Annotated in this window: 21 protein-coding genes; 4 read left to right on the top strand and 17 right to left on the bottom strand. The window is 72.0% G+C overall.

Features of this window, described 5'->3' with window-relative positions:
* Nucleotides 1-102 precede the first annotated feature (102 nt).
* From ACGFWJ_RS23140 to ACGFWJ_RS23130, 3 genes are read left to right on the top strand one after another with little or no spacing between them, the layout of a single operon-like run.
* On the top strand, nucleotides 103-555 hold the full coding sequence (locus tag ACGFWJ_RS23140; protein WP_392952575.1) for a GntR family transcriptional regulator: 453 nt from the start codon (nucleotides 103-105) through the stop codon (nucleotides 553-555).
* Nucleotides 545-1423 (top strand): ABC transporter ATP-binding protein, encoded by an 879-nt coding sequence (locus ACGFWJ_RS23135; RefSeq protein WP_392952573.1) that lies wholly within the window; start codon nucleotides 545-547, stop codon nucleotides 1421-1423. The genes ACGFWJ_RS23140 and ACGFWJ_RS23135 overlap by 11 nt, the downstream gene beginning before the upstream one ends.
* Nucleotides 1420-2091: an ABC-2 transporter permease gene (locus tag ACGFWJ_RS23130; RefSeq protein WP_392952570.1), complete on the top strand. Its 672-nt coding sequence runs from the start codon at nucleotides 1420-1422 to the stop codon at nucleotides 2089-2091. The genes ACGFWJ_RS23135 and ACGFWJ_RS23130 overlap by 4 nt, the downstream gene beginning before the upstream one ends.
* Before the next feature lie 57 nt (nucleotides 2092-2148).
* Here the strand turns inward: ACGFWJ_RS23130 and ACGFWJ_RS23125 are convergent, their stop codons facing one another.
* The 4 genes from ACGFWJ_RS23125 to ACGFWJ_RS23110 all read right to left on the bottom strand — a co-directional run bounded on the left by ACGFWJ_RS23125 (nucleotide 2149) and on the right by ACGFWJ_RS23110 (nucleotide 6810).
* The gene (locus tag ACGFWJ_RS23125) at nucleotides 2149-3171 is read right to left on the bottom strand and encodes an LLM class flavin-dependent oxidoreductase (protein WP_392952568.1); all 1023 of its coding nucleotides are present in this window, start codon (nucleotides 3169-3171) and stop codon (nucleotides 2149-2151) included.
* Between the two features lie 335 nt (nucleotides 3172-3506).
* A complete protein-coding gene (locus tag ACGFWJ_RS23120; protein ID WP_392952565.1) occupies nucleotides 3507-4940 on the bottom strand; it encodes a dihydrolipoyl dehydrogenase family protein in 1434 nt (477 codons plus the stop codon).
* A gap of 120 nt (nucleotides 4941-5060) precedes the next feature.
* On the bottom strand, nucleotides 5061-5612 hold the full coding sequence (locus tag ACGFWJ_RS23115; RefSeq protein WP_392952562.1) for a hypothetical protein: 552 nt from the start codon (nucleotides 5610-5612) through the stop codon (nucleotides 5061-5063).
* A 175-nt stretch (nucleotides 5613-5787) separates the two neighbouring features.
* On the bottom strand, nucleotides 5788-6810 hold the full coding sequence (locus ACGFWJ_RS23110) for an ArsR/SmtB family transcription factor (protein ID WP_392952559.1): 1023 nt from the start codon (nucleotides 6808-6810) through the stop codon (nucleotides 5788-5790).
* Nucleotides 6811-7053: 243 nt separating this feature from the next.
* Between ACGFWJ_RS23110 and ACGFWJ_RS23105 the strand changes: the two genes are divergently transcribed.
* A complete protein-coding gene (locus ACGFWJ_RS23105; protein WP_392952556.1) occupies nucleotides 7054-7326 on the top strand; it encodes a hypothetical protein in 273 nt (90 codons plus the stop codon).
* Between the two features lie 104 nt (nucleotides 7327-7430).
* Here the strand turns inward: ACGFWJ_RS23105 and ACGFWJ_RS23100 are convergent, their stop codons facing one another.
* The 13 genes from ACGFWJ_RS23100 to ACGFWJ_RS23040 all read right to left on the bottom strand — a co-directional run bounded on the left by ACGFWJ_RS23100 (nucleotide 7431) and on the right by ACGFWJ_RS23040 (nucleotide 26514).
* The gene (locus tag ACGFWJ_RS23100) at nucleotides 7431-8744 is read right to left on the bottom strand and encodes an MFS transporter (protein WP_392952553.1); all 1314 of its coding nucleotides are present in this window, start codon (nucleotides 8742-8744) and stop codon (nucleotides 7431-7433) included.
* Nucleotides 8741-9874, bottom strand: a complete 1134-nt coding sequence (locus tag ACGFWJ_RS23095; protein WP_392952550.1) for a PLP-dependent cysteine synthase family protein — start codon at nucleotides 9872-9874, stop codon at nucleotides 8741-8743. Before ACGFWJ_RS23095 ends, ACGFWJ_RS23100 begins: the two co-directional genes overlap by 4 nt.
* A 135-nt stretch (nucleotides 9875-10009) precedes the next feature.
* Nucleotides 10010-10384, bottom strand: a complete 375-nt coding sequence (locus tag ACGFWJ_RS23090; RefSeq protein ID WP_392952548.1) for a hypothetical protein — start codon at nucleotides 10382-10384, stop codon at nucleotides 10010-10012.
* Nucleotides 10385-10707: 323 nt separating this feature from the next.
* Nucleotides 10708-11553 (bottom strand): hypothetical protein, encoded by an 846-nt coding sequence (locus ACGFWJ_RS23085; RefSeq protein WP_387863225.1) that lies wholly within the window; start codon nucleotides 11551-11553, stop codon nucleotides 10708-10710.
* The gene (locus ACGFWJ_RS23080; RefSeq protein WP_392952546.1) at nucleotides 11550-16124 is read right to left on the bottom strand and encodes an AAA domain-containing protein; all 4575 of its coding nucleotides are present in this window, start codon (nucleotides 16122-16124) and stop codon (nucleotides 11550-11552) included. Before ACGFWJ_RS23080 ends, ACGFWJ_RS23085 begins: the two co-directional genes overlap by 4 nt.
* Nucleotides 16125-16734: 610 nt before the next feature.
* Nucleotides 16735-17166 (bottom strand): SsgA family sporulation/cell division regulator, encoded by a 432-nt coding sequence (locus tag ACGFWJ_RS23075; protein ID WP_387863221.1) that lies wholly within the window; start codon nucleotides 17164-17166, stop codon nucleotides 16735-16737.
* Nucleotides 17167-17352: 186 nt separating this feature from the next.
* Nucleotides 17353-17904, bottom strand: a complete 552-nt coding sequence (locus ACGFWJ_RS23070) for a YceI family protein (RefSeq protein WP_387642579.1) — start codon at nucleotides 17902-17904, stop codon at nucleotides 17353-17355.
* A 179-nt stretch (nucleotides 17905-18083) separates the two neighbouring features.
* Entirely contained in the window at nucleotides 18084-18959 is an 876-nt protein-coding gene (locus ACGFWJ_RS23065; RefSeq protein WP_392952542.1) for a phosphate ABC transporter ATP-binding protein, read from the bottom strand.
* Nucleotides 18960-19081: 122 nt separating this feature from the next.
* On the bottom strand, nucleotides 19082-19963 hold the full coding sequence (locus ACGFWJ_RS23060) for a sortase domain-bontaining protein (RefSeq protein WP_392952539.1): 882 nt from the start codon (nucleotides 19961-19963) through the stop codon (nucleotides 19082-19084).
* A 65-nt stretch (nucleotides 19964-20028) separates the two neighbouring features.
* Nucleotides 20029-21708 carry a substrate-binding domain-containing protein gene (locus ACGFWJ_RS23055; protein WP_392952537.1) on the bottom strand — a complete coding sequence of 560 codons (1680 nt, stop codon included), beginning with the start codon at nucleotides 21706-21708 and terminating at the stop codon, nucleotides 20029-20031.
* Between the two features lie 32 nt (nucleotides 21709-21740).
* Nucleotides 21741-22919, bottom strand: a complete 1179-nt coding sequence (pstA, locus tag ACGFWJ_RS23050; protein ID WP_392952535.1) for a phosphate ABC transporter permease PstA — start codon at nucleotides 22917-22919, stop codon at nucleotides 21741-21743.
* 14 nt (nucleotides 22920-22933) lie between these two features.
* Complete coding sequence (gene pstC / locus ACGFWJ_RS23045; protein ID WP_392952532.1) at nucleotides 22934-23944, bottom strand: phosphate ABC transporter permease subunit PstC; 1011 nt, start codon at nucleotides 23942-23944, stop codon at nucleotides 22934-22936.
* Nucleotides 23945-24039: 95 nt separating this feature from the next.
* Nucleotides 24040-26514, bottom strand: a complete 2475-nt coding sequence (locus tag ACGFWJ_RS23040) for a hypothetical protein (RefSeq protein WP_392952530.1) — start codon at nucleotides 26512-26514, stop codon at nucleotides 24040-24042.
* Nucleotides 26515-26605 lie beyond the last annotated feature (91 nt).

Genomic DNA, 26605 nt, shown 5'->3' with positions numbered 1-26605 from the left:
GCGGCGGATGTGACGAACTCCCTTCCACTCATACTGTCCTGACTGTCTATAGTGTCCATGAACAGTATGAGACGAGGCGAAGGGGGCGCCACCGTGCGCGTGGTGTTGTCGAACAGTTCCGGGGTCCCGCTGTATCAGCAGATCAAGGACCAGATCGGGCTCGCCATCCTCTCGGGGGAACTCACCGAGGGCACCGCACTGCCGTCCGTCCGGGCGCTGGCACGCGACTTGCGGATAAGCATCATCACCACCGGCCGGGCCTACGCGGAGCTGTCGGCGGACGGGTTCATCACCACCGTCCCCGGCAAGGGCGCGTTCGTGCTGCCGCTGGATTCGGCGCTGGTACGGGAGCAGTTGCTGCGGCAGGTGGAGGACGGGTTGCAGGCGGCGCTGAACGCGGCGGGGCGGGCGGGGCTCGAACGGGAGGACGTGATCCGGATGCTCGACGGACTGATCGAGGCCGAACCGGAGCGCGCGCACGAAGGGTCGAGGCACGGGCACGAAGGGTCGAGGAAGGTGCACGAAGGGTCGAGGGAGGTGGCCGATGCCAAGTGACCTCGCTTTCGCCCTGCGCGGAGTGCACGCCACCGCGGGCCCCGAATTCGCGCTGCGCGACGTGAGTTTCGAGCTGCCGACCGGGTACGTGATGGGGCTGATCGGCGCGAACGGCGCCGGCAAGACCACCACCATCCGCTGCCTGCTGGGCATGCGCGGGATCGACGGCGGCGAGATCGAGCTGCTCGGCCACCGGGCGCCGGGGCCGGTCGAGTTGCGGCAGGACGTCGGGGTGGTGCTCGACCACTCCTACCTGGTGGGCGAGTGGCGGCTCGCCGAGGTCGAGCGCACGCTGCGCCCGTTCTACCAGCGCTGGGACGGCGACCGCTGGCGGCACTTACTGGACGAGTTCGGCCTCGACCCGCGGGCGAAGGTCAAGGACCTGTCGCGCGGCATGTCGATGAAGCTGATGATCGCCGTCGCGCTGTCGCATCGGGCGCGGCTGTTGGTGCTGGACGAGCCGACCAGCGGGCTGGACCCGGTCGCCCGGGACGAACTGGTCGGCATCATCGGAGAGTTTCTGCTCGACGAAGGACACAGTGTGCTCTTCTCCACGCACATCACGACCGATCTTGACCGGATCGGCGATCATTTGACGATCATTCACGGCGGCCAGATCATCCGTGCAGGGACTAAAGACGAGATCCTGAACGCGTACCGGGTGGTACGCGGCGGGCCGGACGACCTGACCGGCCTGATCGGCGTCGAACTGATCGGCCCCCGCCGGACGGCGACCGGCGCCGAGGCGCTGGTGCACACCGAGGAGGCCGACCTGCTCGGCCGCGACGTGCTGGTGGAGGCGCCCACCCTGGAGCAGATCGCCGTCCACATCGGCGCCCCGGCGCGGACCGGCGGGGTGACGCGATGACCGCCCTGGCCCGGGTGACCGTGCTGCACCTGCGCACGGTCGCGCCGTACCGCACCCAGGGGCTGCTGGTGTTCGGCGTGATGGTCCTGGTGCTGGCCCACCAGCCGGCCCGGCTACTGCCGGTGCTGGCCGTCCTGCTGGCCCCGCTGATCGCCGTCCACCCGTTCGTGGTGGCCGACCGGTCGGGGCTGGCGACGCTGTACGCGGTGCTGCCGGTGCCGCGCCGCACCGTGCTGCTGGGGCACTACGTCTGGGCGCTGGCCGGGTTCGTCGCCACCGTCGGCGCGGGCACGGCGGCGGCCGTCCTGATCGCCCGCGCCGGGGGCACGCCGCTCGGAACGCACGACGTGCTGATGGTGCTGACGCTGTGCTGGGCGCTGTTCGCCGTCAACATCGCGATCCAGTTCCCGCTGCTGATCCGCTTCGGCTACGCGCGGGTGAGCGTGCTGGCCACCACCCTCCCGCTGGTGCTGGTGATGACGGCCGTGGTCCGGCTGCACCTGACGCTCGAATCCGTCCGCCCCTGGCTGCCCCTGCTCTGGCCGGCCGGCCTCGCCACCGTGGCGCTCTCCGCGCTGCTGGCCGTCCGTCTGCCCGAACCCCGGCCCCGGACTCGGCCCCGGCACCGGCCCCGGCGCCTGTCGCCGCTGCCGCCTGGATCGGGCTGACGGACGGCCAACTCACCGTTCCACCAGGCTGGTTCGCTACCGCGCGGGCCCACACGGTCAGTTGGCAGTGGGCTTCCAGCCGAGCAGCGGGCCGAGGCGGGTGGCGAGGTCGGTCAGGATCTGCGTGTAGTCCTCGGGCTCGAAGGTGAACGGCAGCGCGAGCGCCACCTCGTCCACCTCGCGGAACGCGGCGTGCGCGTACAGCAGTTCGGCGAGCTGTTCGGAGCCGCCGACCAGGTCGGGGGCGAACAGCAGCCCGCCGGGACCTTGCGGGGCGAGGGTGCGGGCGTGCCGGGAGGCCGCGTACGCACGGTACTTGGCGCGCTGGGCGGGCGTGGCGCTGTCGGTGGGGATCACCACCAGGCCCTGCGAGACCCGGGCCCGTTCGCCGTCGGGGTGTTCGGCCCGGAAGGCGCGGATCTGGGCGAGCTGGTTGGTGGTGAAATCCGCGCTCTCCTCGGCCTTCACCACGCTGCTGGTGAGCAGGTTCAGTCCGTGCTGCCCGGCCCAGCGGGCGGAGCGCAGGCTGCCGCCGCCGTACCAGAGCCGCCCGGCCAGTCCGGGGACGTGCGGCTGGACGCGTTCCGAGTACGACTCGATGCCCTCGGTACCGCGGAAAGCGCTTGCCGCGTCGCCGCGCAGCAGGCCGAGCAGCCGTTCGACCCGGCCGTAGCCGAAGTCCTCCCGCTCGGCGGAGTCGGGGTACAGCGCGTCCTTCACGTCCTCGTAGTGCGCGGGGATGCCGACGCTGACACCGGGGTTGAGCCGTCCCCCGGACAGCACGTCGACGGTCGCCAGGTCCTCGGCGTACCGCAGCGGGTTCTCCCAGCCGAGCGGGGTGACGGCGGTGCCGAGGGCGATCCGGCGGGTGCGCTGGGTGGCGGCGGCGAGCACGGTGAGCGGCGAGGAGATGCCGTACTGGAGGTGCCGGTGGCGCAACCAGGCGCTGTCGAAGCCGAGTTGTTCGCCGAGTTCGATCAGCCGCAGGGTGGCTTCGTGGCCCTCGGCGGGCCGGTGTTCGTCGAACAGTCCGATGGTCAGGAAACCCAGCGAACGCAGTGGCCGGTCGGGGGTGGGCACCGGGTTCCTCCTGGGGTTCCTCCGCGCGCGGCGACGGCCCCGCACGGCCGCCCGTCCCGCTTCCGCCACGCTCACACACCGAGGGCGGCGCGATCAACGGGGCGGCGGGCGATTGTGACGGGACGTCGCGCCACCGCAATGGCGCGAAATCCTCCCGTCACCTCGCCCGCCGCGTCCGACCGTTCCGGCCTCAGCCTCGGTACGTTCCGCCCCTGAGGCCCAGCCCCGGTTCGTTCCACCCCTGAGGCTCAGCCCCGGTACGTCCCACCCCTGAGGCTCAGCCCCGGTACGTCCCACCCCTGAGGCCCAGCCCCGGTTCGTTCCGCCGCTGAGGCTCAGCCCCGGTACGTCTCCAGCAGGCGCAGCCACACCTCGCTGATCGTCGGGTAGGCGGGGACGGCGTGCCAGAGCCGGGCGAGCGGGACTTCGCCGGCGATGGCGATGGTCGCGGAGTGCAGGAGTTCGGCGACGCCGGGGCCGACGAAGGTGATGCCGACCAGGGTTTCCTTGTCGAGGTCGACGACGGCGCGGGCGCGGCCCCGGTAGCCGTCGGCGTACAGCGAGGCGCCGGCGACGTTGCCGAGTTCGTAGTCGACGGCGCGCACCCGCAGGCCCGCGTCCTCGGCCTGGCGCCGGGACAGCCCGACGGCGGCGACCTCGGGGTCGGTGAAGACGACCTGCGGGACGGCGGTGTGGTCGGCGGTGGCGACGCTGCGGCCCCAGGGCGCGAGGTCGAGGGGGCGGTCGGCGGCGCGGTCGGCGATCACCTGGCCGAAGATCCGGCCCTGGTACTTGCCCTGGTGGGTGAGCAGGGCACGGTGGTTGACGTCACCGGCGGCGTACAGCCAGCCGCCGGGGACGTCGGTGGCCAGGCCGGTGTCGTCGGTGGTGATCCAGTGGCCGGGGGTGAGGCCGACGGTGTCCAGGCCGAGGTCGCCGGTGTTGGGGACGCGGCCGGTGGCGAACAGGGCTTCGTCGGCGGGGAGTCGGGTGCCGTCGGAGAGGTCGAGGATGAGCGTGCCGTCCTCGGCGCGGTGCACGGCGGTGGTGGAGACGCCGAGCCGGACGTCCACCCCGGCCTCCCGCAGCCCGTCGGAGACCAGCTGTCCGGCGAAGTCCTCGGTCCGGTCGAGCAGCCTGCTGCCGCGCACCAGCAGCGTGACCTCGCTGCCCAACGCCCGCCAGGCGGTGGCCATTTCGACCGCCACGACACCGCCGCCGACCACCGCGAGCCGTCCGGGCACGCTGCTCGCGGAGGTGGCCTCCCGGCTGGTCCACACCTTGGCCTCGGCCAGCCCGGGAAGCTTCGGCAGCGCGGCCCTCGTCCCGGTGCAGACGGCGACGGCATGGCGCGCGGTGAGGGTGCGCGAACCGCCCTCGGGGGTCTCCACGGTGACGCGCCGCTCGCCGTCCAGCCGGCCGTGGCCGCGGACCAGGTCGATGCCGACGGAGGTCAACCAGGCGACCTGCCCGTCGTCGTGCCAGTGCGAGGCGAAGTCGTCGCGCCGCTTCAGCACCGCCCCCGCGTCGAGCTCCCCGCCGACGGCCTCCCGCGTCCCGGCCAGCCGCCGGGCGTCCGCGAGCGCGGCGACCGGGCGCAGCAGCGCCTTGCTGGGCATGCACGCCCAGTACGAGCATTCCCCGCCGACGAGTTCACTCTCGACGATCGCCACGCTCAGCCCACCGGCCCGCGCCCGATCCGCCAGGTTCTCGCCCGTCGGCCCCGCTCCGAGCACCACCAGGTCGTAGCTGTCGCCGTCCGTACCCATCAGCAGCCGCCCTCCCGCCTTCGTCGTCCGTGTCGCATGGTCCGGGGCGTCCAACGACGCACCGCAAGCCCATTCGTACACCACGAGCTTTGCGCGATGGCGCCAACGTGGCCAAGTGAACTACCGCTTCGTTGTTACCGGCTCGCCCGGCCGACCGCTGACGGGGTCCAGGGTGAAGACCGCGATCTCCTTCTCCGACGTCACCGTGATCCGGTTCGGCCCGGACCACTCGGCGCCCTTGAACCAGCCGCGCCCGTCGCGTTCGTCCCACACCCCCAGTTCCCAGTGGCGGGCGGACCAGCCGCTGCCGGTCAGCACCTGCACCTTGTAGATCGGGTCGATCGAGGCAGCGATGTTGGTGACCGCCAGCACCTGGTCCGGGTGCTCCGGGCCGGTCTCCCGGGTGAATTCCAGCCCGTCCCCGCCGAAGATGAACACCAGCCAGGCGAACGGCAGTCCGACGAAGAGGAGCGCCACCAACCCGACCGCGCAGCCGACTTGCGACACCCAGGTGCGGAACTCCAGCTCGACCACCAGCGAGACCACGAACAGCGCGACCGCGATCCCACCCAGCAGCATCGGGTGGTTGAGCCAGCGCTCGACCTCCACCAGCCCACCCGAGTACGAGGCGTGAAGTCCCGGCAGGTACACCAGGGCCGACACCAGCGCCAAGCCCCTCAGCCACCACGCGATCCGTCTGCGCCGCGCCTTTGCCATAAGTCCCCCCATGGTGATCGTTTCGGCGGACTGTACTACGGGTCGCCCCACGGCTTCAGGTCACGCCGGTACGGCTACCTGGCCCGGCGGGAGTTGGGACGCAGACCCACTGGACCGGGGCGCCGGGTGATCAAGTCCGGAAGTGCCATCCGTTGAGCAGGGCGCTGCCGAGCGGGGTGAGAGCGTGCAGGACGGCGCTGCCGCGTCTGGTGGTGGTGATCAGGTCCGCCTTGCGGAGGACGGAGGCGTGCTCGCTCGCGGTGGGCAGCGACGCGCGGATGCGCTCGGCGAGCTTGCCGGTGGTGCACGGGCCGTCGCCGATGGCGTGCAGGACCTGGGCCCGGGTGCGGCCCAGGAGTGCGGACAAGGCGCTGTCGATCCCGTGCCGGGCCGTCGTCAGCAGCGCGGCAGCATCGGAGACACCGCGCATGACCGGGAGGAACAGCAGGACAGGCGCCTGTTCGTCACGCACGTCCGCGTAGCTGATCGGCCTGGTCCGGCAGAACGCGGACGGGACCAGCAGCAGGCCCCGCCCCTTCAGGTCGACGGTGCCCGTGACCGCTCCTCTGCCGATCTCCAGCGTCGGCGGCTTCCAGCGGAACTCCGGCGGCAGGCCGGCGAACATCGCCTCGGGCCCGTCCTGCGCGAGCCTGAGCGCGTGGGTGGTCTGCTCGGCCCGCAGGCGGGACAGGATTCGCTGCCAGTGGGGGGCCACGGCGATGCGGTGCACGTCACGGAGGAACACCAGTAGCTCCTCACGGTCCCCCCGGTCGTACGCGATGTCGCCCCACGTCACACCCGCCCAGGGGCCCTTGCAGCGCGAGAAACGGGCCCGGGCCTCGTCGGCCCCTTCGAGTTCGTCACGCAGGAGCTCCGCCGGAGCCGCCCGCAGCGCCTCGAGCCCCTCCTCGACGGACGATGCGGCGCCGGTGACGGTGAACAGGTCCAGGACGGTTTCCCGAAAGAGGGACGAGGCCGGATGGACGAGGGAGGGGGAACGGGCGTGGACCTCCTGTCGCCATGCGCCGAACATCGCCGTGCCGTGCGGCTGGTGCAGAGTCGTCAGCGCGAGGAACGTCTCGCCGAGCGGGCCCCACGTCGTCGCTATCCGGGTCCGGGCGAGATCCTCCGGGGTGAAGTGGATGCGCAGCACGTGAGGCCCTCCCGGGTTCTGTTCGGACGCCCACCTTCCCGGCTTCCATCGTCTCCGGTCACCCGCGAATGCATCAAGTAGGCCTCCCCCCAGGGCATTTCGGCGAGGACCGAAAGGGGTGGGGCCGCACCCACCGACACCGCCAGGATGGATCCCGAGGGCGGCGGGCCGGGGGCGCGAGAAACCGGCGGGTCCCCGGGCCGAAGGGCCGCCTGACTCGAGAAACCACCTATGGAGGCAATCATGCGTATTCGTCGTGCTCTCGCTGCCACCGCTGTCGGCGCCGCGCTCGCCCTGGGTGCCGCGGCCGGGCCGGCCATGGCAGCCACGCCCGCCCCCGCCTCGTCGGGGTCCGCCGTCCAGGCCGTGTACACCTGGCAGCACACCGGCGAGTACTACTCGGCCTGGTCGACCTGCGACAGCCGCCGCGCGTTCTTCATGAAGGCGTCCAACGTGAAGGCCTACAAGTGCGTCCCCGAGGGCGGCCTTTGGGCCGGCATGGTCTACGCCAGCTGATCGAACGCAGGACGCGCCCGAGGCCGGCACGGGGCGGCCTCGGGCGTGCGTGACGTAGAGACGTCGGCGATCCGCGACGCCTCTACGTCGCGCACGACAGTTCGTCAATTTCGCTCGGCTGCACGGCAGTTCGGCCCTCCGACCTGCCACGTCGGCGCCGGTCCCGGGCCCGCCGGGGCTCGGCCGAGGCGGCCGGTGCGGGCGAGGTGGTGGACGGCGAGGCCGCAGAGCAGGCCGGTGGCGGCCAGGGTCAGCCAGGGGACGAAGAGGGTGCCGTGCTGGGCGGAGTGGTCCCAGAGGGCGCCGGTGGCGAGGTTGCCGAGAGTGATGCCGAGCCCCGACACGGTGTTGTAGAGGCCGTAGTGGGTGGCGACCAGGCGGTTGCCGGAGAGCGTGACGACGGTGTCCATCTCGAAGGGGTAGACGACGGCGCCGGCCGCCGCGAGCACCGCCACCGCGGCGGTGAGCGTGGCGAGTTGAAGGGCCGTGCCCGCCCAGCCGGCGTGCCGGGGCAGCAGGGCGAGCGGGACGAACGCCAGCCCCATCGCGGCGAGTCCGCGGACCAGGGCCTGCGACGGCGTCCAGGTGCGTTTGGCCCAGCCGGTCAGGCGCAGTTGTCCGGCGACCGCGACGGCGGCGGAGACGATGAACAGTCCGGTGGTGGCCTTGGTGCCGTCGCTGCCGAGCATCAGGTCGGCGGCGAGGGGCAGGGCGAGGTAGACCTGGAAGGTCAGCACGTACGAGCCGATCATCGCGGCGGAGAACAGCAGGAAGGGCCGGTTGGAGACGACGGTTCGCCACTGCGCCAACACGCCATCTGCCGGGGCGACTTCAGCCGGTGAGTGGCGACGGGGCGGCAGGGCGCGCCACTGGAGCAGCGACAGGGCGGCGAAGATCGCGGCCGCGGCGGTGCAGACGGCGGCGAAGTCGGCGGTGAGCAGAGCGAGTCCGACGAGTGGGCCGAGCAGCATGCCGGCCTGGTAGTAGACGTTGAAGGTGGCGAAGGCGTCGACCCGGTGCTCGCCGGCCTCGGCGGCCAGGTAGGCGCGGACGGCCGGGTTGAACAGGGCGCCGGCGAAGCCGGTGGCGGCGGAGGCGGCGAGCAGGGCGGGCACCGAGTCGGCCCAGCCGAGCAGAGCGAATCCGGCGGTGCGCAGCAGGCATCCGGCGATGATGGGGGCGCGGTAGCCGTAGCGGTCGGCGATGGTGCCGCCGATCAGGAACATGCCCTGCTGGGAGAGGTTGCGGACGCCGAGGACCAACCCGACGGTCCAGGCGGCGAGTTGGAGGTCGTCGGCGAGGTGGGTGGCCAAGTAGGGCATCAGCATGTAGAAGGCGAGGTTGATGGCGAACTGGTTGGCCATCAGCAGCCGGGCGGTGGGGCTGAAGCGGCGGGTCTGCTGCCAGAGCGTCTTCATCGGGCGGCCTCCGAACCGGGCTGCGCGGCAAGGGGGTTGAGGACGGTCCGGCAGCGGGTCCAGCGGGTGACGGCGCGTTCGCGGGGGTGGCCGATCTCGTCGGGACGCTCGGGCGGTCGGTGGCCGAGCAGGCCGTGGGTGCGGCAGTAGTCGTCGTTGAAGACGGTGCCGATGTAGCGCTGGGGGCCGTCGGGGAAGATCGCGGCGATCCGGGTCTCGGGTGCGCTGGTGGCGGCGAGCCAGCGGGCGACGAGGGCGACCGCGCCGACGCTCCAACCGCCGCTGGCGTAACGGGAGATGGCGAGGGCGCGGGCGGCCCAGACGGCTTCGGGGGCGGCGACCCAGTGGACCTCGTCGAAGAGCCGGTGGTCGACGTTGCGGGGGTGGATGCTGCTGCCGAGTCCGCGCATCAGGCGGGTGGTGGCGGGCTGGCCGAAGATGGTGGAGCCGGTGGCGTCCACGCCGACCACGCGCAGCCGGGGGAAGTAGGTCCGCAGGACGCCCGCGATGCCGGCCGAGTGGCCGCCGGTGCCGACGCTGACCACCAGGGCGTCGATGCGGCCGAGTTGGGCGATGAGCTCGTGGGCGAGGGGCCGGTAGGCGGTGACGTTGTCGGGGTTGTTGTACTGGTCGGGGCACCAGGAGCCGGGGTGGGCGGCGAGCAGTTCGCGGACCCTGTCGCGCCGGGCCTGCTGCCAACCGCCTTGCGGGTGCTGGGTGTTCACGACGACGACCTCGGCGCCGTGGGCGGCGAGCATTCCGGTCATCAGGGGTTCGATGTCGGGGTCGGTGACGACGGTGACGGGGTGGCCGTAGGTGACTCCGGCCAGCGCGAGGCCCAGGCCGAGAGTGCCGGAGGTCGACTCCACGATCCGGGCTCCGGGCCGCAGTTCGCCGCGTTCGCGCGCGGCGCGGACCATGTGCAGGGCCGGGCGGTCCTTGATGCCGCCGGGGTTGCGGCCTTCGAGTTTCGCCCAGAAGCCGCGGCCCGGGGTGGCGAACGGCTCGCCGATCCACAGCATCGGGGTGTCGCCGACCAGGCCGGCGGGTGTGTGGGCGGGCCGGGCCGCGGCGGCGATCAACTGGGCGGGGGTGGCGGGGACTTCGGGGCGTGCGACGGCGTGGGTCATGGCAGGGCTCTCCTGCGGTCCGCCGATCCGGAAGGAGGCAGACCGCTGCGGTGACGGGCGGGCGGGGTGCGCGCGGCCGTCACGGCGCCGGGTGCCTGCCAGGGGCACAGCGGCATGCCGCGACGGCGGGCCCTGTCAGGTCCGCCAGCTACCCAGTGCCGCTCTCGTGGTGCCGCCGCGGTCCACCGCGGCGCGTACGTACGGCGGTTGAGCCGCCGCGACGCGCGGCGCCGGGGCGGGCAGCGCGACCGAGGCGGCATGGGGACCCGTCTCGTGCTGGTCCGCCGTCGCCGGCTGGTCGGCCCCCTGGCACTCCTCCTGGTGCGACGGACCGTCGGGCCGATCCGACGGCGACGGGCAGTGCGCCGCCGCGCTCGGCACCGAGTCCGCGCTGGGCGAGATGCCGGTGAACGGGCCGTGCGCGCAGGCCAGCAGGTGGAGCAGCGCGGACAGCACGGCGATGACGCACAGGAGCCTCAGCTCGCGTCGCCCACCGAACCGTTCCGTCACGTCACCGAACGTACCCGACCGGACACGTAAAGCTGCCGTGAGGACGTGTGCGATTCGACGCCCGCGCCGTCCGCTTTCGCCCGCAGCCGCACGGGCCCGGGGTTCGAACAGCGTTGACGTCGGGCCCCATTGCGGCATCACCCGCACGGGGGACGAAGCCCGCTCCGGAACGGCGCCCACCACTGCCGTCGCCGCCGTGAGCAAGCCGTTCCTCTCTCGGCCCCGCGCCGGCGTCTGACACCTCGCCCGCCTGTTGACGACTCGAAGAACGGGTGGCCCCCGCGCGCTGCGACGGCCACCCGTTCCGCTGCCAGCGGCGATTCCTACCGGCCGGGAACCGAGGCGGCGAGGTCGTTGAGCGCGGCGTTGACGACCTGCCAGCCGATGCCGAGGGTGTCACGGTCGGGGCGGCTCGGCTCGCGGGCCTCGGCGGCGGGGTGGACGAAGTTGCGGTAGCGGCGCAGCACGTGGCTGAACTTCTGGGCGTCCGCGTCGAGCCAGCCGGCCTTGTGACACACGTCGATGAGCGTCTCGAACCTGACGTTTCCTCCGGAGTTGTTGCCCAGCAGGGACTGGTCGCGTTCCACGATCACCTGCTGCAGGACGCCTTCCAGCAGGCTGCCGAGCATCACGAGAGCCGCCACGTGCGCGCCGTTGGCGTAGCAGGTGCGGGCCTCGTCGAGGCGGCGTTGGAGCAGCAGGGCCATCTTGGGGTCGGCGACGATGTCGGTCATCGCGGCCTTGAGTTCGGAGGCGCCGTACTCGGAGGGGTGGGCGAGGGCGGGGTCGCAGGGCACCAGGCGGGGACCGCCGCCGGCGCTCTCCAGGCGATAACCCTCGTGGACCAGGAATGAGTTGACGGCGGTGACCACGTCGGCGAGCAGTTCCGGCTCGTCCAGGTATTCGCGGGCGTCGGCCAGCCGAAGCAGTACCTTCTCGATATCGGCGGGCTGGTCGCGTCGGCCCATCAGCAGTTCGAGGGACCACTCACGACGGAACTGGCCTTCGTACTCGGGGACGTCCTGCCAGCCGGCGCGGCGCAGGAATCCGGCGATCTCGTAGCCCCTGCGGTAGTAGAGGTCGTCCTCTCCGGTGACCACCCGCGAGAGTTCGGTAATGGTCTTCTCGTCGAGCAGCGGGCTGTCGGGCAGGGTGCGTGCGGTGGTCATCGTTTTCCTTCGGTGTCGTTGACGGTGTCGGTCTGAATGTCGGTGCTGTCGGGGGTGCCGACCTCCTCGTCGGCCTGTTCGTCGCCCGGTTCGGGCAGCAGCAGCGGCGACCAGGGCTCGTCCTCGGTGGCGGGGCGGTTCTGGTGGTAGTTGGCGGGCCGGATGCCCTGGCGGTCGAGTTCCTGCCACAGGCCGGCCAGCGCCTGTTCGGGGTCGAAGCGGAACTCGCTCTCGGGGATGCGCCAGAACCGCCAGCCGACGCGCTGGAGTTCGCGGTCGCGCTGCTGGTCGTGGCGGAGCTGTTCGAGTGTGGAGTGGTAGCGGTCGCCGTCGCACTCGACGCCGAGCCGGCCTCGGGCGCCGACCACCACCAGGTCGATCCGCTTGTTGCCGGCGGGGTACTGGGGGACGACGTGGTAGCCGCGTTCCTTGATCCGCAGGTAGACCTGCTGTTCGAACAGCGAGTCGAAGGGCTTGCACGGCACGTCGGGCAGCACGGGGCCGAGGTCATCCAGTTCGGCGAGCGCGGCGGGCGGGTTCTGCATGTAGGAGAGCAGGTTGAGCCGCAGGTCGCCGGACTTCAGCTGGTCCGGCGGGACGGAGTAGAACAGGTGCATCTGGTCCTGGGCCCGGCTGGCCGCGACGTTGTAGGCCTGCTGTTCGCTGCGCTGGCCTCCGGCGATCTTGCGGACCCGGTCGACCACCATGGACAGCAGGATGATGTGGCGCTCGTCGCCCTGGAACATCGCGGCGGTGCCGACCCGGATGTCGTGCTTCTCCCGTACGGGTGGGGGGATCCGTTGCTGGATCAGCTGTTCCAGTAGTTTCACCTGGCCGCCGAAGCCGCCCTGGAGCACGATGACGCCCATGGTCCGGCCCTCGTAGGCGGGGTCGGCAGTCATCTCGGCCAGGCAGTCGACGATCGCCTCGGCCTCCTTCTGGTTGCGGATCCGGTGGTCACGGCCTTCGGCGACGCCGTCGGTGACGTAGTGGGTGAGCAGCGGGTCGAGGCGGTCGCCGCCGAACTGGCGCAGCGGGATCAGCCCGGGCGAGGGGTAGAAGGTGGCGGACGACCAGCCAATGATCTCCGGCATGCAGCGGAAGTGTTCCTGGAGCCGGATGGTGGACGGGAAGAACGTGGAAAGCAGCTGGTAGAGGTTGGAGTGCGGCATGTACAGCTGCCTCAAGTGCCGTGGCACATCAGGGAGGTGGGCGGTGAGGCGGTCCTGGATCTGCTGGGTGCGGCCGAAGCCGGTGACCGGCGGGGTGCACTGCTTGTCGTCGCCGACCACGATGATCCGGGGTGCCAGCCAGAGCAGGAACAGGGCGTCCATGCCGGCCTGGCTGGCCTCGTCGACGATCACCACGTCGAACGCGTCCTGGTGGGGCTCGATCATTTCGGCGACCCGGGAGATCGGCATCACCCAGGCGGGGACGGCGCCCTGCGCGACCTGCATGGCGCTGCGTGCGGCGGCCCCGAAGTGGGCGGCGCTCTTGCCCGTGCCCCTGCCGTAGGAGGCCATGTGGGAGCGGTAGGCCTGCAGGGCGGAGCGTTGTTCGTTGGTCATCCGTTCCAGGCAGTGCAGCCGCCCCTTGGCGGCGGCCAGATCGCCGGTCAACTCCTCTAGTTTCGCCTCATGTTCGGTGAGTTCGGCGTCCAGCCGCTGCTCCCGGCCGGGGGCGCGCTCGTCCTCGACGAAGCGGCGGGCGCCGGCCCACGCCCAGGCCTCGTCGAGGCGGGCGAGGCGCTGCGGCCAGTCGGGGTCGCGGCACTCGTCGGTGAGCCGGCCGGCCAGTGCGGGGGACGCGGCGGCGAGCGCGTCCAGCAGGTGTCGACAGCGTTGGCCGCGCTGCTGCCGGGTGTGCGCGGCGGCGTAGGCGTCGAGTTCCTTGGTGTAGCGGTCGAGGTCGTGGTCGGCGACGGCCTGTGCCATGGCCAGTGACTCGGGGATGGCGGGTGTGCCGTCGGCGGGGGCGCGCAGCGAGCGTTCCCAGGCGGCCAGCCGTTCGGCGGCCTCCTCGGCGCGCTGTCGGCCGGACATCGCGGTGACCGCGGACGTGAAGTCCTGCCAGGCCTGCGGGTTCGTCAGGTCGAGGAACACGGAGCGGCCGACCAGCAGTTCGTCGATCCGTTCGCGCAGCCCGCCGAAACCGGCGATCGCGCTGAGGTGCCGGTAGCGCTCCTGGAGGTCGGCGAGGCGCACTTCCAGCGGGCCGTTGTCGAGCGGTGCGCCGGCCTGGGCCCAGCGGACCTCGACGGTGCTCAGGGTCAGGTGGGCGCGAAGGTGGGCGCGGACGGCGTCGAGGTCGGCGGTGTCGGCGGGCGGGTGGCCGTCGATCCGGCAGCCGGCCAGCAGGTCCTCGGCCTCGCGCAGTGTCCGGGGGGCGAACAGGCCGCGCAGGGTGCGTGGTCCGGCGAGCTGTCTGCGCAGTTCGGGGATGGCGGTGGCGATCCGGTGGGCCTGTTCGGCGGTGAGTCCGGTCGGCAGGGTGACGGTGCGGACGCCGACGGAGGCCAGGCCGACGGCCGTGTCCGTGAGTGCGGGTTCGGCGTCGGCGACGCGCTGCCACAGGTCGTGACGGCGGCGGGCGAGCCGGTCGGCGAGGGCGCGCCGGGTCCAGTCGGCCTCGCCCCAGTGGCGGGCGTCCCAGGGCACACCGAGGCGGTGCAGCAGGCCGCGTCCGGCGCTGAGCAGGTTGACGAGGTGGTCGGTGGTGGGGGTGTCGAGGGTGGCGAGCCGGGTGCGCAGTGCGGCGGCTTCGGCGGACAGTCCGGCGACGGCGGGCTGGGCGTCGGCGATGGCGGTGGCGACCTGGCCGGGGGTGGGCAGCAGGCCGGGCGCGGGCGGCAGCGGCCCGGCCGACCAGTCGGCGGCGCCGTCGCGGAGCAGGACGAGCAGTTCCTCCGCCTCGACGGGGGTGAGCGGCGGCCTGGCGGGGGCCCGGTCGGAGAGGCTGCCGATCCAGGACAGCCCGGGTGCGGCGTCCTGGACGCGCTGCACGATCGCGGCGAGGGTGCCGGAGTAGCCGGGGGCCACCTCGGGGTGCTGGTAGAGCTCGGCCTCCCGCAGCGCGATGATCTTCTCGGTGAGGAGCTTCTGCCGACTCTGCAGTTCCTGCCGGCTCCGGGTCAACCGGCGGATCTCGTCGCGCAGTTGGGCGGGGTCTCCGGAGGCGGCCTGATCGCTGAGCGCGTTGACGGTCCGTTCCAGTTCGCTCGCGCCGTCCTGCCGGGCGCCGGACAGCAGCAGGACGCACAGGTCGCGGATGGCGGGCGGCAGTTTGTCGCGCAACACGGTCAGGGCGTGGTCGCGGGCGCTGGTGACCAGGACCCGCTGGCCCTGGGCGAGCAGGGCGCTGAGCAGGTTGGCGATTGTGTGGGTCTTGCCGGTGCCGGGCGGGCCCTGGACCACCACGCCGGTGTCGCGTTGCAGGCGGTCCAGGACGGCGCGCTGCTGGGCGTTGGTCTTGAGTGGGAACAGCGGGTCCTCGTCGAACAGACCCCGGGTGGGGGTGTCGGTCCAGGCGGCCCGTTCCTGCGGGTTGAGGGTCATCACCAACTGGGCCAGCCCGAGCGGGGCTTGGCGTTCGGACACCACGGACTGGGCGATCCGCTCGTAGCAGCGCAGCACCGCGTTGCGGTCCAGCGGGCGCAGCATGAGCGTGGGTGCGAAGGTCAGCCGCATGCTCGCGTCGGGGGCGGCCGGCGGCCGCCAGCCGGCGTTGAACGACACCGGCCGGGGCAGGACGAGTTCCTGCCAGCGGGTCAGGCACTCCAGGGCGGCCTCGCCGAGCGGGTGCACGGGGTTGGCGGACAGTTCCTCGGCGAGCGCGGTGGAGCGCTCCTGGATCAGGCCGTCCTCGGAGTCCAGGAAGTCCTGGTCCTCCAGGCGCATTTCGCCGTCGGTGGTGAGGTGGACGGTGATCCGGGCGGTGCGGCGGTCGACGTGGGTGACGGCGCGCCGGGTGAACACGTGCCGGTGCAGGACGGTGCCGCGCGGCTCGCTCCAGGTCAACAGGCCGGTGCCGAGGACGAGTTCGACCTGGTCGTCCTGCTGCACCAGGCGCTGGTGCCAGCGATAGACGGTCTCGTACAGCTCGCGCAGCGGCCGGTCGGCCCGTTCGCGTTCGGCCCACCGGCGCCAGCGGCTCAGCCAACTGCCGTACGAGCGCAGTACCTCGTCGGCGTCCCCGCGCTCCACCGTGGCGCCGGTGTCCTGCCAGACTTCCACGGCGGCGCCGACGCGTTCGGGGCCGCGCTCGGCGAGCGGCGGGTCACCGCCGTCGGGGTTCGCGCAGTCCTTCTCGTCGAGCCAGTCGCGCAGTTCGGCGGGCACGTCGGGCGGTGCGCTCTGCGGGACGTGGTCGAGCACCAGCAGCGCCCGGTCCGGCTGGTCGGTCGGCCGCGCGATCGCGGCGGGCAGGTCGCTCAGCCAGAACTGCTCCCTGGAACTGGTGTCCCGGGCTCGCTGAGTCCCGCTCTGCACCACTTCGCGCAGAAATCCGAGCAGCGCGGCGGTCTGCCCGATGACCTCCGGATTCCGCGCATGCAGCCGTTGAACGTCCACCATTCTCCCCTCGGTCGGTGACGAACGTTCCAGGATGACCACGGACGCTCCGGCCGGGGGGAGATGACAGCAAAGTGGCTTGATCTACACCGCGTCATGGCTTGGACACGATGCGTTCCCGCCCGCCGGCGTCTCCTGGGCTCCGCCTCGGGCCGGCGGACGCGTCGAACCTTGCAACGTGCCCTACTCCGCACTGACCGGCGGTCACCAGTACCACTGGTGGGCCAACGCCTCCGACGGCGTTCTCACCTCCCCGGACTCCGGCCCCTGCTCGTTCCGCGTCGACAAGACGCCGCCGACCGTGAGTGTCAGCTCCACCGACTTCCCGCCGTCCGGGCTCCCCGAACCCGGGCAAGCCGGCCGGCACCGCGGGGTCGTTCACCATCACCGGCACCGACCCGGCTCCCGCCGGCACCGCGGTCTCCGGCCTCGCCTGCTTCCGGGTCAGCACCAACTCCACGCCGGTGACCGGCTGGACGTGCGACCAGAGCGGCGTCCTGCTGCCCGATGCCAACGGCACCGCCACCTACAGCTACACCCAACGTGTTCCACTCCTGCTCAGGCCCGCCGGACGCGCCGCGTCCGGCGGGCCTGCCGCTTTCCTCCCCGACGCTCAGGGGTGGTCCGGCGTCAGGGGCTGCTGCCGGTCGGGGAAGAGGGGGGACGGGTCGGAGGGGGCCGGCTGGTGGGTGGGTTCGGTGCCCGGGGGGACGAGGGTGTGGGTGGCGGTGAGGAATTCGGTGAGGGGGGCGGTGGGGGCGAGGACGGTGGCGCGGGTGCCGTCGGTGCCGCGGAAGGCCAGGCGGAGGCGGCCGTTGGGCCAGGGGCGGATGCGGACGGCGCCGTTGCCCGCGGGGCCGGCCAGGCCGGCGGCGAGGAGGTCGCGGGCGATGAGCCAGGTGACGCCGCCGTCGGGGGCGCCGTCGGGGAAGGTGAGCCGGACGGCGTACGGGTCGCGGGGGTGGTAGCCGCAGATCATGGTGCGGCGCCCCCCAGTCGGGCCGAACACGTGGACGGGCAGGTGGCGTTCGACGCACGTGCGCATCAGGCGGGTCTCCTCGTTCCGATGTCCGCAACCGCCTTCCCCGGGTGGGGTGTTGTATGCGTCCGATGGACGGGCGGGTCCACATGGTACGGCGCGGGCAGGTCGTCCGAGGGTTGGGGCCGGGTCACCGGCCGCAGCGGGAAAGCGGTTTCCCGCTGCGGCAGGTCAACGGAGGTTGACGAGTCGCTACTTCTGCTTGATGGCGGAGACGTCGAACTCGAGCACCACCTTGTCGCCGACCAGCACGCCGCCGCCCTCCAGGGCGGCGTTCCAGGTGACGCCGTAGTCCTTGCGGCTGATGGTCACCGAGCCCTCCAGGCCGACCCGCAGGTTGCCGTACGGGTCGACCGCGTTGCCGGTGTACTCGAAGTCGATGGTGACCGGGCGGGTGGTGTCCTTGATGGTGAGGTTGCCGGTGACCCGGTAGTCGGTGTCGGACTTCTTCTCGACGGAGGTGGTGCGGAAGGTGATGTCGGGGAAGTTCGGCGCGTCCAGGAAGTCGTTGGTGCGCAGGTGCTGGTCGCGCTGCTCGACGCCGGTGTCGATGCTGGCGGCCTTGATGACCAACTCGCCGGTGGAGCGCGAGGGGTCGGCGCCGTCCAGGTGCGCGGTGCCCTCGAACTGGTGGAAGGCGCCGCGCACTTTGGTGACCATGGCGTGTCGGGCGACGAAGCCGATCCGGGTGTGGGCGGGGTCGAGGACGTAGTCCCCGGTGAGCTCGGGCAGGCTGACGGTCATGGTCTGCGCTCTCCTCAGTGACGGTGAAGACGTGGTGACGCGGCGACTTGACGAGGTGACTCCGGCAGGTGCACCGCGGTCTACATCAACGGTCGCCCCGTCCACGCTAGGCGTTCGCGCCGCCCGGCCCGGATGTGACACACCGTCATCCGGGCCGAAGCGGCGCAAGCGGTAAGGGCTCAGCCGAAGCGGCCGTTGACGTAGTCCGCGGTGCGCGGGTCTGCGGGGTCGGTGAACAGGCGCTCGGTGGGGCCCGCTTCGACGATCCGGCCGGGGGTGTCGTGGGAGGCGAGGAAGAACGCGCAGGACTGCGAAACCCGCTGCGCCTGCTGCATGTTGTGGGTGACGATGACGATGGTCAGGCGGTGGCGCAGCTCGGCGATGGTCTCCTCGATGCGGCGGGTGGAGGTCGGGTCGAGGGCGGAGCAGGGTTCGTCCATCAGCAGGATGTCCGGGGAGACGGCCAGCGAGCGGGCGATGCACAGGCGTTGCTGCTGGCCGCCGGAGAGTGCGCCGCCGGGGGTGCCGAGGCGGTTGCTGACCTCGGTCCAGAGGCCGGCCTGGCGCAGGCTGGACTCCACCAGGTGGTCGCGTTCGTCGCGGCTCGCCTTGATGCCGGCCAGCTTCAGCCCGCTGATCACGTTGTCGTACAACGACATTGCGGGGAACGGGTTGGGCCGCTGGAACACCATGCCGATCCGGCGCCGGACCTCGGCGGGGCGGCGGCCGGTGGCGTACACGTCCTCGCCGTCGAGCAGCACCTCGCCGGCCAGTGCCGCGCCGCGCACCATCTCGTGCATCCGGTTGAGGATCCGCAGGTAGGTGGACTTGCCGCAGCCGGACGGTCCGATCAGCGCGGTGATCTCGCCGGCCCGCATCTGCAACGAGACCCGCTCCAGCACCTTGCGCTGCCCGAACCAGGCGGTCAGGTCGCGGGTCTCGAGTCCGGAGAGCGTCCCCGAGGGAGCGACGGCGGGCAGCGGAACGGTCGGCGGATCGGTCGGGTCCTTCACCAACTCGGCTGCGTCGTACGACGGTTGTGCGGTCTCGGTCATGGGCGGACGGGTCCTCTCCGGCAAACGGCAGTACAAACGGCGGTACAAGCGGCAGTACAAGCGGTAGAACGAGCGGCAGAACGAGCGGCAGTACAAGCGGCAGAACGGGGAAAGCAGCGGGGTCAGTAGACGTTGGGCAGCAGCGCGGCGGCGTTCTCGTACACCGCCCACAGCAGCGCGGCGGCGACCGGCGCGAAGCACAGGTAGGTCGCGCTGCGCCGCCAGTACCGGGCCGTCACTCCGGCGCCGACGACGGACAGCAGCAGGGCCAGCGACCAGAGTTGGAGCGCTGACAGGGCGCCCTTGTCGGCGGCCAGCGCCTTGTCCGTGGGTGCGGCGGCGGGGCGGCGGGCGCCGAGCGCCTCGGGCTCGCCGTCGAGGCGGGCGCCGATCAGCACGGTGCTGGTGGGGATCCAGTCGGAGTCCCCGGTGACGAGGACCAGCCGGTTGGGCGCGGTGTCCCGGATCGGGTGGTCGCCGTCGCCGGACGTGTTGACGGTGTAGTGGAAGGTGCCCTGGCCGGTGGTGATGTCGATGCCGTCGCCGACGTGCAGCCCGGCGAGTCCGGCGAACGGGGCGCCGAACGCGGTGGAGCGGCCGAACAGTACGGCCACGCCGGGCTGTCCGGGCAGTACGGTGTCGCGGCGGTGGCCGGGGCCGCGCATCAGGTCGCGGCCGCCGGTGCCCTCGACCACGACGGCCTGGTGCAGGCCGAGCGCCGGGATGTCCAGTACGGCCACCGGCGCACCGTCGGTGGTCGGCCCGGTGGGCGCGGTGGCCTTGCCGAGCTGGTCGCGCAGGGTGGCGTAGGCGGTGGTCTGGTGGCGCGCCTCCTGCAGTCCGGAGAGCGCGAACAGGTAGCCGACGAAGCCGAGCAGCAGCACGGCGGCGAGTGTCACCGACCAGGCGACGGCCAGCAGCCGCCGTCGCCCGCGGCCGGGCGCAGTGGAACTACCGGTCTTGGAGGGCGACATGGGGGGCCGCTCCACGGCGGTCGCGGTCATCCCGTTCTCCTCGGGTGCGGTGCCAACGGGACGGGGTGCCAGGTCTGTTGCGGCGGTCACGAAGCTCACCGGGGCCCCGCCGTGGAGTTGCGGCGACGCCACCACGCGGCCAGCAGCGGCGGGACGGTCACCACGCCGAGCAGTTCGAGCGCGGTGAGGGTGGACAGCAGCCAGTCCTGCGGGCGCCCGCCGAGCGCGACCACCGTCCCGGGTGCGTTGCCGCTCGAACTGCCGCCACCGGAGCCGGAGTTGTCGACGATCTCGCCGGTCTGCGGATCGACGGCCTGCGTTCCGGTCCCACCGCCGGCCCCGGCATCACCTGAGCCGGCGCCGGCGCCGGCGCCGTTGTCCCCCGTGCCCGAACCGCCGTTGCCGCCACCGGACTTCTTGCCGCCACCGGTGTTCACGGCCTGGCCGTTCTGCACGGTGCAGTCCAGCGGGCTGCCCTTCTTGTCGCAGGGGCTGGGCTGCGCGGCGTTCTTCAGCACGATCAGCTGGCCGCCCGAATCGAAGGTCGGGTTGGGGCAGTTGGAGAGGGTGTTCGGATCGACGGGGCTGGCGTTGCCGGGAATGTGCTGGGTCTGGAGCAGCCCGCCGCGCACCAGGTTGCGCGGGATCGGCGAGTAGCCGAGGTCGTCGGCCTCGTGCTGGCCGCCGCACAGCACGTACGCCAGGTAGCGGCTGAGCGCGCTGCCCTTCGCGTCGTTGAACTTCGGCGTCACGGGCATCGAGGTGCCGGCCCGCGGCACGATCAGGTAGCTGTAGGAGGAGATCGGGTAGGAGCGCGGGTCGTTGTTGGTGTAGACGCCGTCGAGGTTCTGCTGCAGGTAGTCGGGGTCGCTGGTGGAGGTGTTGTCGTCCACGCCGCGGATCTTCGCGGCGGTCAGCGCGACGGCGACGTTCGACGCGGTCGGCAGGGTGTAGTACCCGGCCGGGTTGAGCACCTTGACGACGGGCCAGCCGCTGCGCTTGGCGAACGCGTACTCGTCGTAGCCGATCGCGCCGATGCCGGTCGGCGACTGGACGTAGTTCGCCACCACGTCGGAGCCGTTCTGCGCGGTCATCCGGCCGGCGGCGGGGAAGAACTCGGTGTAGTCGCCGCAGCTGACGCCGTTGACCTGGGTGCAGTAGGCGTCCCACTGACCCTTGTGGGTGTGTTCCATCCAGCGGGTGAACTGGGCGCTGGCACCGGAGCCGTCGGAGCGCACCACCGGGGTGATCGGGATCTTCGGCAGCGCGCGGCCGTAGTCGGCGGTGATCTTCGGGTCGTCCCAGGAGGTGATCTTGTTGGTGAAGATGTCGACGATGGTGTCCGGGGACAGACGCAGGTCGTTGACCCGCTTGCCGCCGACCTCCAGGTGGTACATCAGCGCGGTGCCACCGGCGGTGATCGGCACGTACGAGTAGGCGTACACCGGGTTCTCCGCCTGCCCCTGGCCGTTGCTGGCCCCGCCGCCGTTGACGCCGCTGTCGGGCTTGGAGCGGAACGGCACGTCGGAGGCGGTGAAGTCGTCCTGGCCGATCGACCACTGGACGCGGCCGGCGGCCGAGCCGTTGCCGGTGAAGTCAATCTCGATGCCCATCGGTTGGACGTCGCGCCGCCACTGGTCGATGGCCGGCCCGGCCCAGCTGGAGCCGTCCGCCTTGAGCGAGGTGGAGGCGTACGCGGGTGTCGCGCCGAGCAGTGCGGCGGGCAGGGCGAGCGCGGCGGCGAGCAGCGCCGACGTCAGGTGACGGAGTCGCACGGGACGGTTCTTCCTTCTCAGCTGAGGGTTCATCAGTTCGCCGGCTGTACAAGCGAGTTGGACGCGTCAGCGCGGGCCCGGCGCAGCGGGCGGCGGGTGCGCCGGTCGGTCGGGGTGCGGTGCCGGCCGAGGATGCGGGCGGTGACGAACAGGATCAGCACCACGGCCATCAGGGTGAGTCCGGCGGCGAACGCCCGGGCCACCATGTCGGGGTAGGGCTGCTTGATGTAGTTCCAGACGAACAGCGGCAGGCTGGTCTGGTTGCCGTGGAAGGCGTCCAGGTTGAGCCGGGTGGTGAAGCCGGCGGTGAGCAGCACGGGGCTGGTCTCGCCGACGCCGCGGGCCATGCCGAGCACGACGGCGGTGGTCAGTCCGGGCCGGGCGGTGGGCAGCACCACGTGCCACACGGTGCGCCACTGGCTGGCGCCGAGCGCGTAGGACGCCTCCTTGAGGGTGCCGGGGACGAGCCTGACGACGACCTCGGCGGCGCGGGTGACGATCGGCATCATCATCACGGTGAGCGCGAGGGACGCCGCGAAGCCGCTCTTCTCCACACCGAGGGTGAGGACGACCACGCCGAGGACGAACAGTCCGGCGACGATCGACGGCAGCGCGGTCATCGCCTCGACCAGCACCCGGACGGGCTTGACCAGGCGGGCGCCGCGCCGGGTCTGGCCGGCCTCGACCAGGAAGACCGCGGTGAGGACGCCGAGCGGCACCGAGAACAGGGTGGCCATGCCGAGCTGTTCGAGCGAGCCGACCACGGCGTGCAGGCAGCCGCCGGAGGTGATCGGGTCGAGTGCGGCGGTGCTCCGCATGGTCTCGGTGAAGAAGTTGAGGTGCCGGGCGGCGTCCACTCCCCGGTACGCCACGTAGCCGATCTGGTCGCCGATGAGGGCGAGCACCAGCAGGCCGGAGCTCCAGGCGAGCGCGGTGGCGAGGCGTTCGCGGACCGTCAGGGCGTCCCATTGGAGGCGTCCGGCGATCGCGTAGAGGGCGAGGAACAGCAGGTACCAGCAGAGCAGGAAGCCGAACGCGCCACTGAACGGCAGGATGCGCTCGTACAGCAGCCAGTCCAGGGCGAGCGAGCCGGCGCCGGCGCCCACCATGGTGAGGACTTCCTCGCGGGTGACGCCGCCGAGGCGGATCCGCTGCTGCTCTCCTGACTCTGACGAACCGTCAATTACGTTCTGTACGTCGATTGTTGTCATTGTCGGCCCTCCGGTCAGTCCGAGGTCGAGGCGCCGGACCGGGACCGGCTGATGATGAACCCGGCGGCCACGTTGACCAGCAGGGTGAGGGCGAAGAGCACCAGTCCGGCGGCCATCAGCGCGGACAGCGAGAGGGTGTCGGACTCGCTGAAGCGCAGGGCGATCAGTGAGGAGATCGAGTTGCCGCCGTTCTCCAGGACGTGCCAGGAGAGCCGGAACACCGGCGAGATGATCAGCGCGACGGCGATGGTCTCGCCCATCGCGCGGCCGAAGCCGAGCATCACGGCGCCGATCACGCCGCCGCGTCCGAACGGCAGCACCACGGTGCGGACCATGCCCCAGCGGGTGGAGCCGAGCGCGTACGCGCCCTCGCGTTCACCGGCGGGGGCCTGTGAGAACACCTCGCGGCTGAGCGAGGTGATGATCGGGATGATCATCAGGGAGACCACGGTGCCGGCGATGAACGTGGACGAGGTGTAGGAGGTGGCGATGTCGCCGGTGCGCACCTCCAGGAACGGCAGCGCCCCGCCGAGGTGGACGGCCAGCCAGCGGCACAGGCCGACGATCCGCGGCTGGAGGAAGAACAGGCCCCACAGGCCGTAGACGATGCTGGGGACGGCGGCCATCAGGTCGACCAGCGAGATCAGCATCGGCCGCAGCCGGACGGGCGCGTACTCGGAGATGAACAGCGCGGCGGTGAGCGCGACCGGTACCGCGATGCACAGCGCGATCACGGCGATCAGGATGCCGTCGGGCAGTACCGCGGCGATGCCGAAGGAGTGTGCGGCGGTGCGCCAGCGCTGCTCGGTGAGGAAGGACCAGCCGACGGCGTCCAGCGCCTCTGTGCCGCGCAGCAGCAGGAAGAACGCGATCAGGCCCATCAGCGCCAGCACGGACAGGCCGGCGGCGCGCAGCAGGCCGCGGAAGGCCCGGTCGGCGGGCGAGGCGGGGGCGCTGATCGGCCGGGGCCGGTCGGCGTCGGGTGGTGGGACGCGGGTTTCCGTCGGCTGGACGGCGGCGGTCATGGTGTCAACTCTCCGCGCGGTGAGGGTTCGTGGGGCGGGACGTCGGTCTGCCGCGGGTCGGGCGGGCGCGCGGGGCGCCCGCCCGACGGGGCGGATCAGCGGCCGAACAGGCGGGCGCCGATCCGGCCTGCCCGGCGGCGCAGTTCGGCGCCGGCGGGGGTGCCGCCGAGGAGCAGCGCGGCGGGTCCGCCGACCAGCAGGACGGCGCCGGTGGCGAGGATCACGGGCAGCAGCAGGCGGGCGAGGCCGGCCCGGTCGGCGGCGGACTGGCCGACGGCCTTGGCGCCGAGCGTGGGCGAGGCGCTGCCGTTGGGCTTGGCGCTGCCGCCGGGGGCGGCGTTGTCGCTCGGGGTGCTGCCGCCGGGGGCGCCGTCGGCAGTACCGGCACCGCCGCCACCGCCGCCGGGGTATCCGCCGCCGCCTTCCGAACCTCCGCCGTTTCCAACGGAGTTGCCGCCCTCGCCGGATCCGGGCGCGGTCTGGTTGCCGGGCAGGGCGCTGTCCTGGGCGGCGACGTGTCCGGCCGCGGCCTTCGCCGCCTTGAGCTGATTGTCCGTCAGACCGGCGAATCCGGCGGCGAGTTGGCCGGGCTGGCGGCCGTAGATCTGACCCTGGCCGGGGTCGGTGACGGTGCGCAGGAAGCGGGTGACCGCGCCGGCCTTGTCCTCGGGCAGGCCGCGGGTGGGCACCATGGCGTACTGGACCATGGTCAGCGGGTATGCCTTGCTGTCCTTGGCGTACGCCGAGTCGCCGTCGCCGTAGGGCAGTTGCTGGGTGCCGGTGGCGGCGTCGAGCGGCATGTCGGCGGCGGCGGCCTGCATGGCGCCGATCGTCGGAGTGGTGAAGCCGCCTGCGGGGTTGGGGAGTTGGGCTTCGGGCAGGCTCATCGCCTGGGCTTGGCCGGAGTCCATGATGGCGAACAGGGCGCGCTTGCCGTTGTCCTGGCTGATGCACTTGGCGTGCTGGCCCTGGACTTCATCGGGGTTCAGGCAGGACGGCCGGACCTCCAGGGTCATCCGCAGCACCTGGCCGAGGCCGCCGAGCACCGGGTTCCACTCGTACTGCTTCCAGTTGTTCTTGCCGGAGTAGTCCTGCGGCTGGAACGCGTCGACCGGGAAGCCGGGGTAACTGGAGCGCAGGTACTTGGTGTTGACGTGCGCGTCCCACGGGTCGGCGGCGCCCTGAAGGAACTCGGCGGCGTCCTGGTCGGCGGCGATCCAGGTGGTCAGCCGGGTGACCAGGTCGGTGGTGCCGCCGACCACGATCGGGGCGGTGGCGGCGAAGGTGCCGCCGGCCAGGCAGCCAGGCCAGGTGGGGCCGTTGGCGCCGGACGGGTTGAGCTTCAGGAACTCGGGGTCGGCGAACACGCACATCGGGTTGCCCTTGACGCTGTCGGTCCCGTCGTCGGTGCCGAGCCGGTAGCTCTGGGTCAGCATCTTGGCCAGCAGCCGCTGGTTGAGTTTCAGGCTGCGGATCTGCCGGTGGCTGTCTCCGTCGTCGACCAGGAAGACCACCGAGATCGCGCTGTTGGCCAGCGGCGCGTACACGTACGGGCGGCCCGCCGGGTTGCGGTCGGGGATCGAGGTGAGCGCGATGTCGGCGCCGGAGCCGCCGAGGAACGCCGACCGGGCCTGCGGCTCGCCGCCGCCCGAGGTGTACTGGACGGTCAGCGGGTTGCTGCCCTGGCACAGGCCGGTCCGCCACTGCTGGACGGCGCGGTCGGCCATCTCCAGGCCGATCGCGGTGAAGTCGGCGTTCTTGGCGACGCAGGCCGCCGGGGTGGGGCCGAAGTCCAGCGGCACCACGACGTGGTTGGCCCAGGAGCAGGCCTCGCCGCTGGCCCAGCGCTTGCCGCCGGTGTTCTCCACGGCCACCACGTTGTCGCTCGCGGTGTTGAACACGCCGTCGGAGTCGACCGAGTGGTCGTCGCAGTTGATCTCGCCGATCGGAAACTGGTTCGCGCCGATCGAGTCGCCGCCGTAGTTGGCCTCGATCACCAGCGAGCACTTGTGCTTGGGGTCGCAGCCCAGGGTCTGGCTCTGCTGCGCGGTCCACACCTCGATGTCCGCCTCGCCGCTGCCGTCCGGACGGGTGGCCGCGATCGCCATGTTGGACGGGAACTCGGGCGTGTTGGTGCCGGGCGCGGGCCGCTCCTGGAGGAAGCCCTTGGCGGGGTCGGCGTTGTACAGGCTGGAGCCGTAGCAGTCGGTGACCTTCGGGTCCTCGCCCCGGCACTGGTAGATCCGCACCGGGTAGCGGGCGACCTTGTCGAAGCCGGAGTTCCCGTGCGGGTTCTGCACCACCGGAACGGGCTGGAAGTCGGCGTCCACGGTCGGCGTGAATCCGCTCCAACTGACGTGCAGCACCTGGTTCCCGAGGCCGCTGGTCGGCGTGACGGTGACGGAGCCGCGCGGCCCGCTCGTCCAGGTGAACGGGTCCCAGCGGGGCGGCCCGGGCACGGTCGTACCGGCGGCGGCCTGCGCCTGCTGGACGCCCGTCCCGCCGAGCGGCAGCAGGACGGCCGCCGCGCCCAGCGTCCACGTCAGCACGGCCGCCAGCCAGGCCTGCAACGGGCGTGATCGGGTTCTGGCCCCTGACGGGCGGACTCTCATCGGCACAGCACCTCCGGCGACGGCGCACCGGAGCAGGCACGCACGGATG

Origin of the sequence: Kitasatospora sp. NPDC048407 (assembly GCF_043200475.1) — a bacterium.
Taxonomy (GTDB): domain Bacteria; phylum Actinomycetota; class Actinomycetes; order Streptomycetales; family Streptomycetaceae; genus Kitasatospora.
This window is presented reverse-complemented; position numbering and strand designations above follow the sequence as displayed.

Coding starts and splice junctions, on each gene's coding strand:
- ACGFWJ_RS23120 (WP_392952565.1), bottom strand. CDS start 4,940: ATGGGTACGGACGGCGACAGCTACGACCTGGTGGTGCTCGGAGCGGGG.
- ACGFWJ_RS23080 (WP_392952546.1), bottom strand. CDS start 16,124: ATGGTGGACGTTCAACGGCTGCATGCGCGGAATCCGGAGGTCATCGGG.
- ACGFWJ_RS23095 (WP_392952550.1), bottom strand. CDS start 9,874: ATGACCCACGCCGTCGCACGCCCCGAAGTCCCCGCCACCCCCGCCCAG.
- ACGFWJ_RS23065 (WP_392952542.1), bottom strand. CDS start 18,959: ATGACCGAGACCGCACAACCGTCGTACGACGCAGCCGAGTTGGTGAAG.
- ACGFWJ_RS23130 (WP_392952570.1), top strand. CDS start 1,420: ATGACCGCCCTGGCCCGGGTGACCGTGCTGCACCTGCGCACGGTCGCG.
- ACGFWJ_RS23075 (WP_387863221.1), bottom strand. CDS start 17,166: ATGCGCACGTGCGTCGAACGCCACCTGCCCGTCCACGTGTTCGGCCCG.
- ACGFWJ_RS23085 (WP_387863225.1), bottom strand. CDS start 11,553: ATGACCACCGCACGCACCCTGCCCGACAGCCCGCTGCTCGACGAGAAG.
- ACGFWJ_RS23135 (WP_392952573.1), top strand. CDS start 545: ATGCCAAGTGACCTCGCTTTCGCCCTGCGCGGAGTGCACGCCACCGCG.
- ACGFWJ_RS23060 (WP_392952539.1), bottom strand. CDS start 19,963: ATGACCGCGACCGCCGTGGAGCGGCCCCCCATGTCGCCCTCCAAGACC.
- pstA (WP_392952535.1), bottom strand. CDS start 22,919: ATGACAACAATCGACGTACAGAACGTAATTGACGGTTCGTCAGAGTCA.
- ACGFWJ_RS23070 (WP_387642579.1), bottom strand. CDS start 17,904: ATGACCGTCAGCCTGCCCGAGCTCACCGGGGACTACGTCCTCGACCCC.
- pstC (WP_392952532.1), bottom strand. CDS start 23,944: ATGACCGCCGCCGTCCAGCCGACGGAAACCCGCGTCCCACCACCCGAC.
- ACGFWJ_RS23105 (WP_392952556.1), top strand. CDS start 7,054: ATGCGTATTCGTCGTGCTCTCGCTGCCACCGCTGTCGGCGCCGCGCTC.
- ACGFWJ_RS23100 (WP_392952553.1), bottom strand. CDS start 8,744: ATGAAGACGCTCTGGCAGCAGACCCGCCGCTTCAGCCCCACCGCCCGG.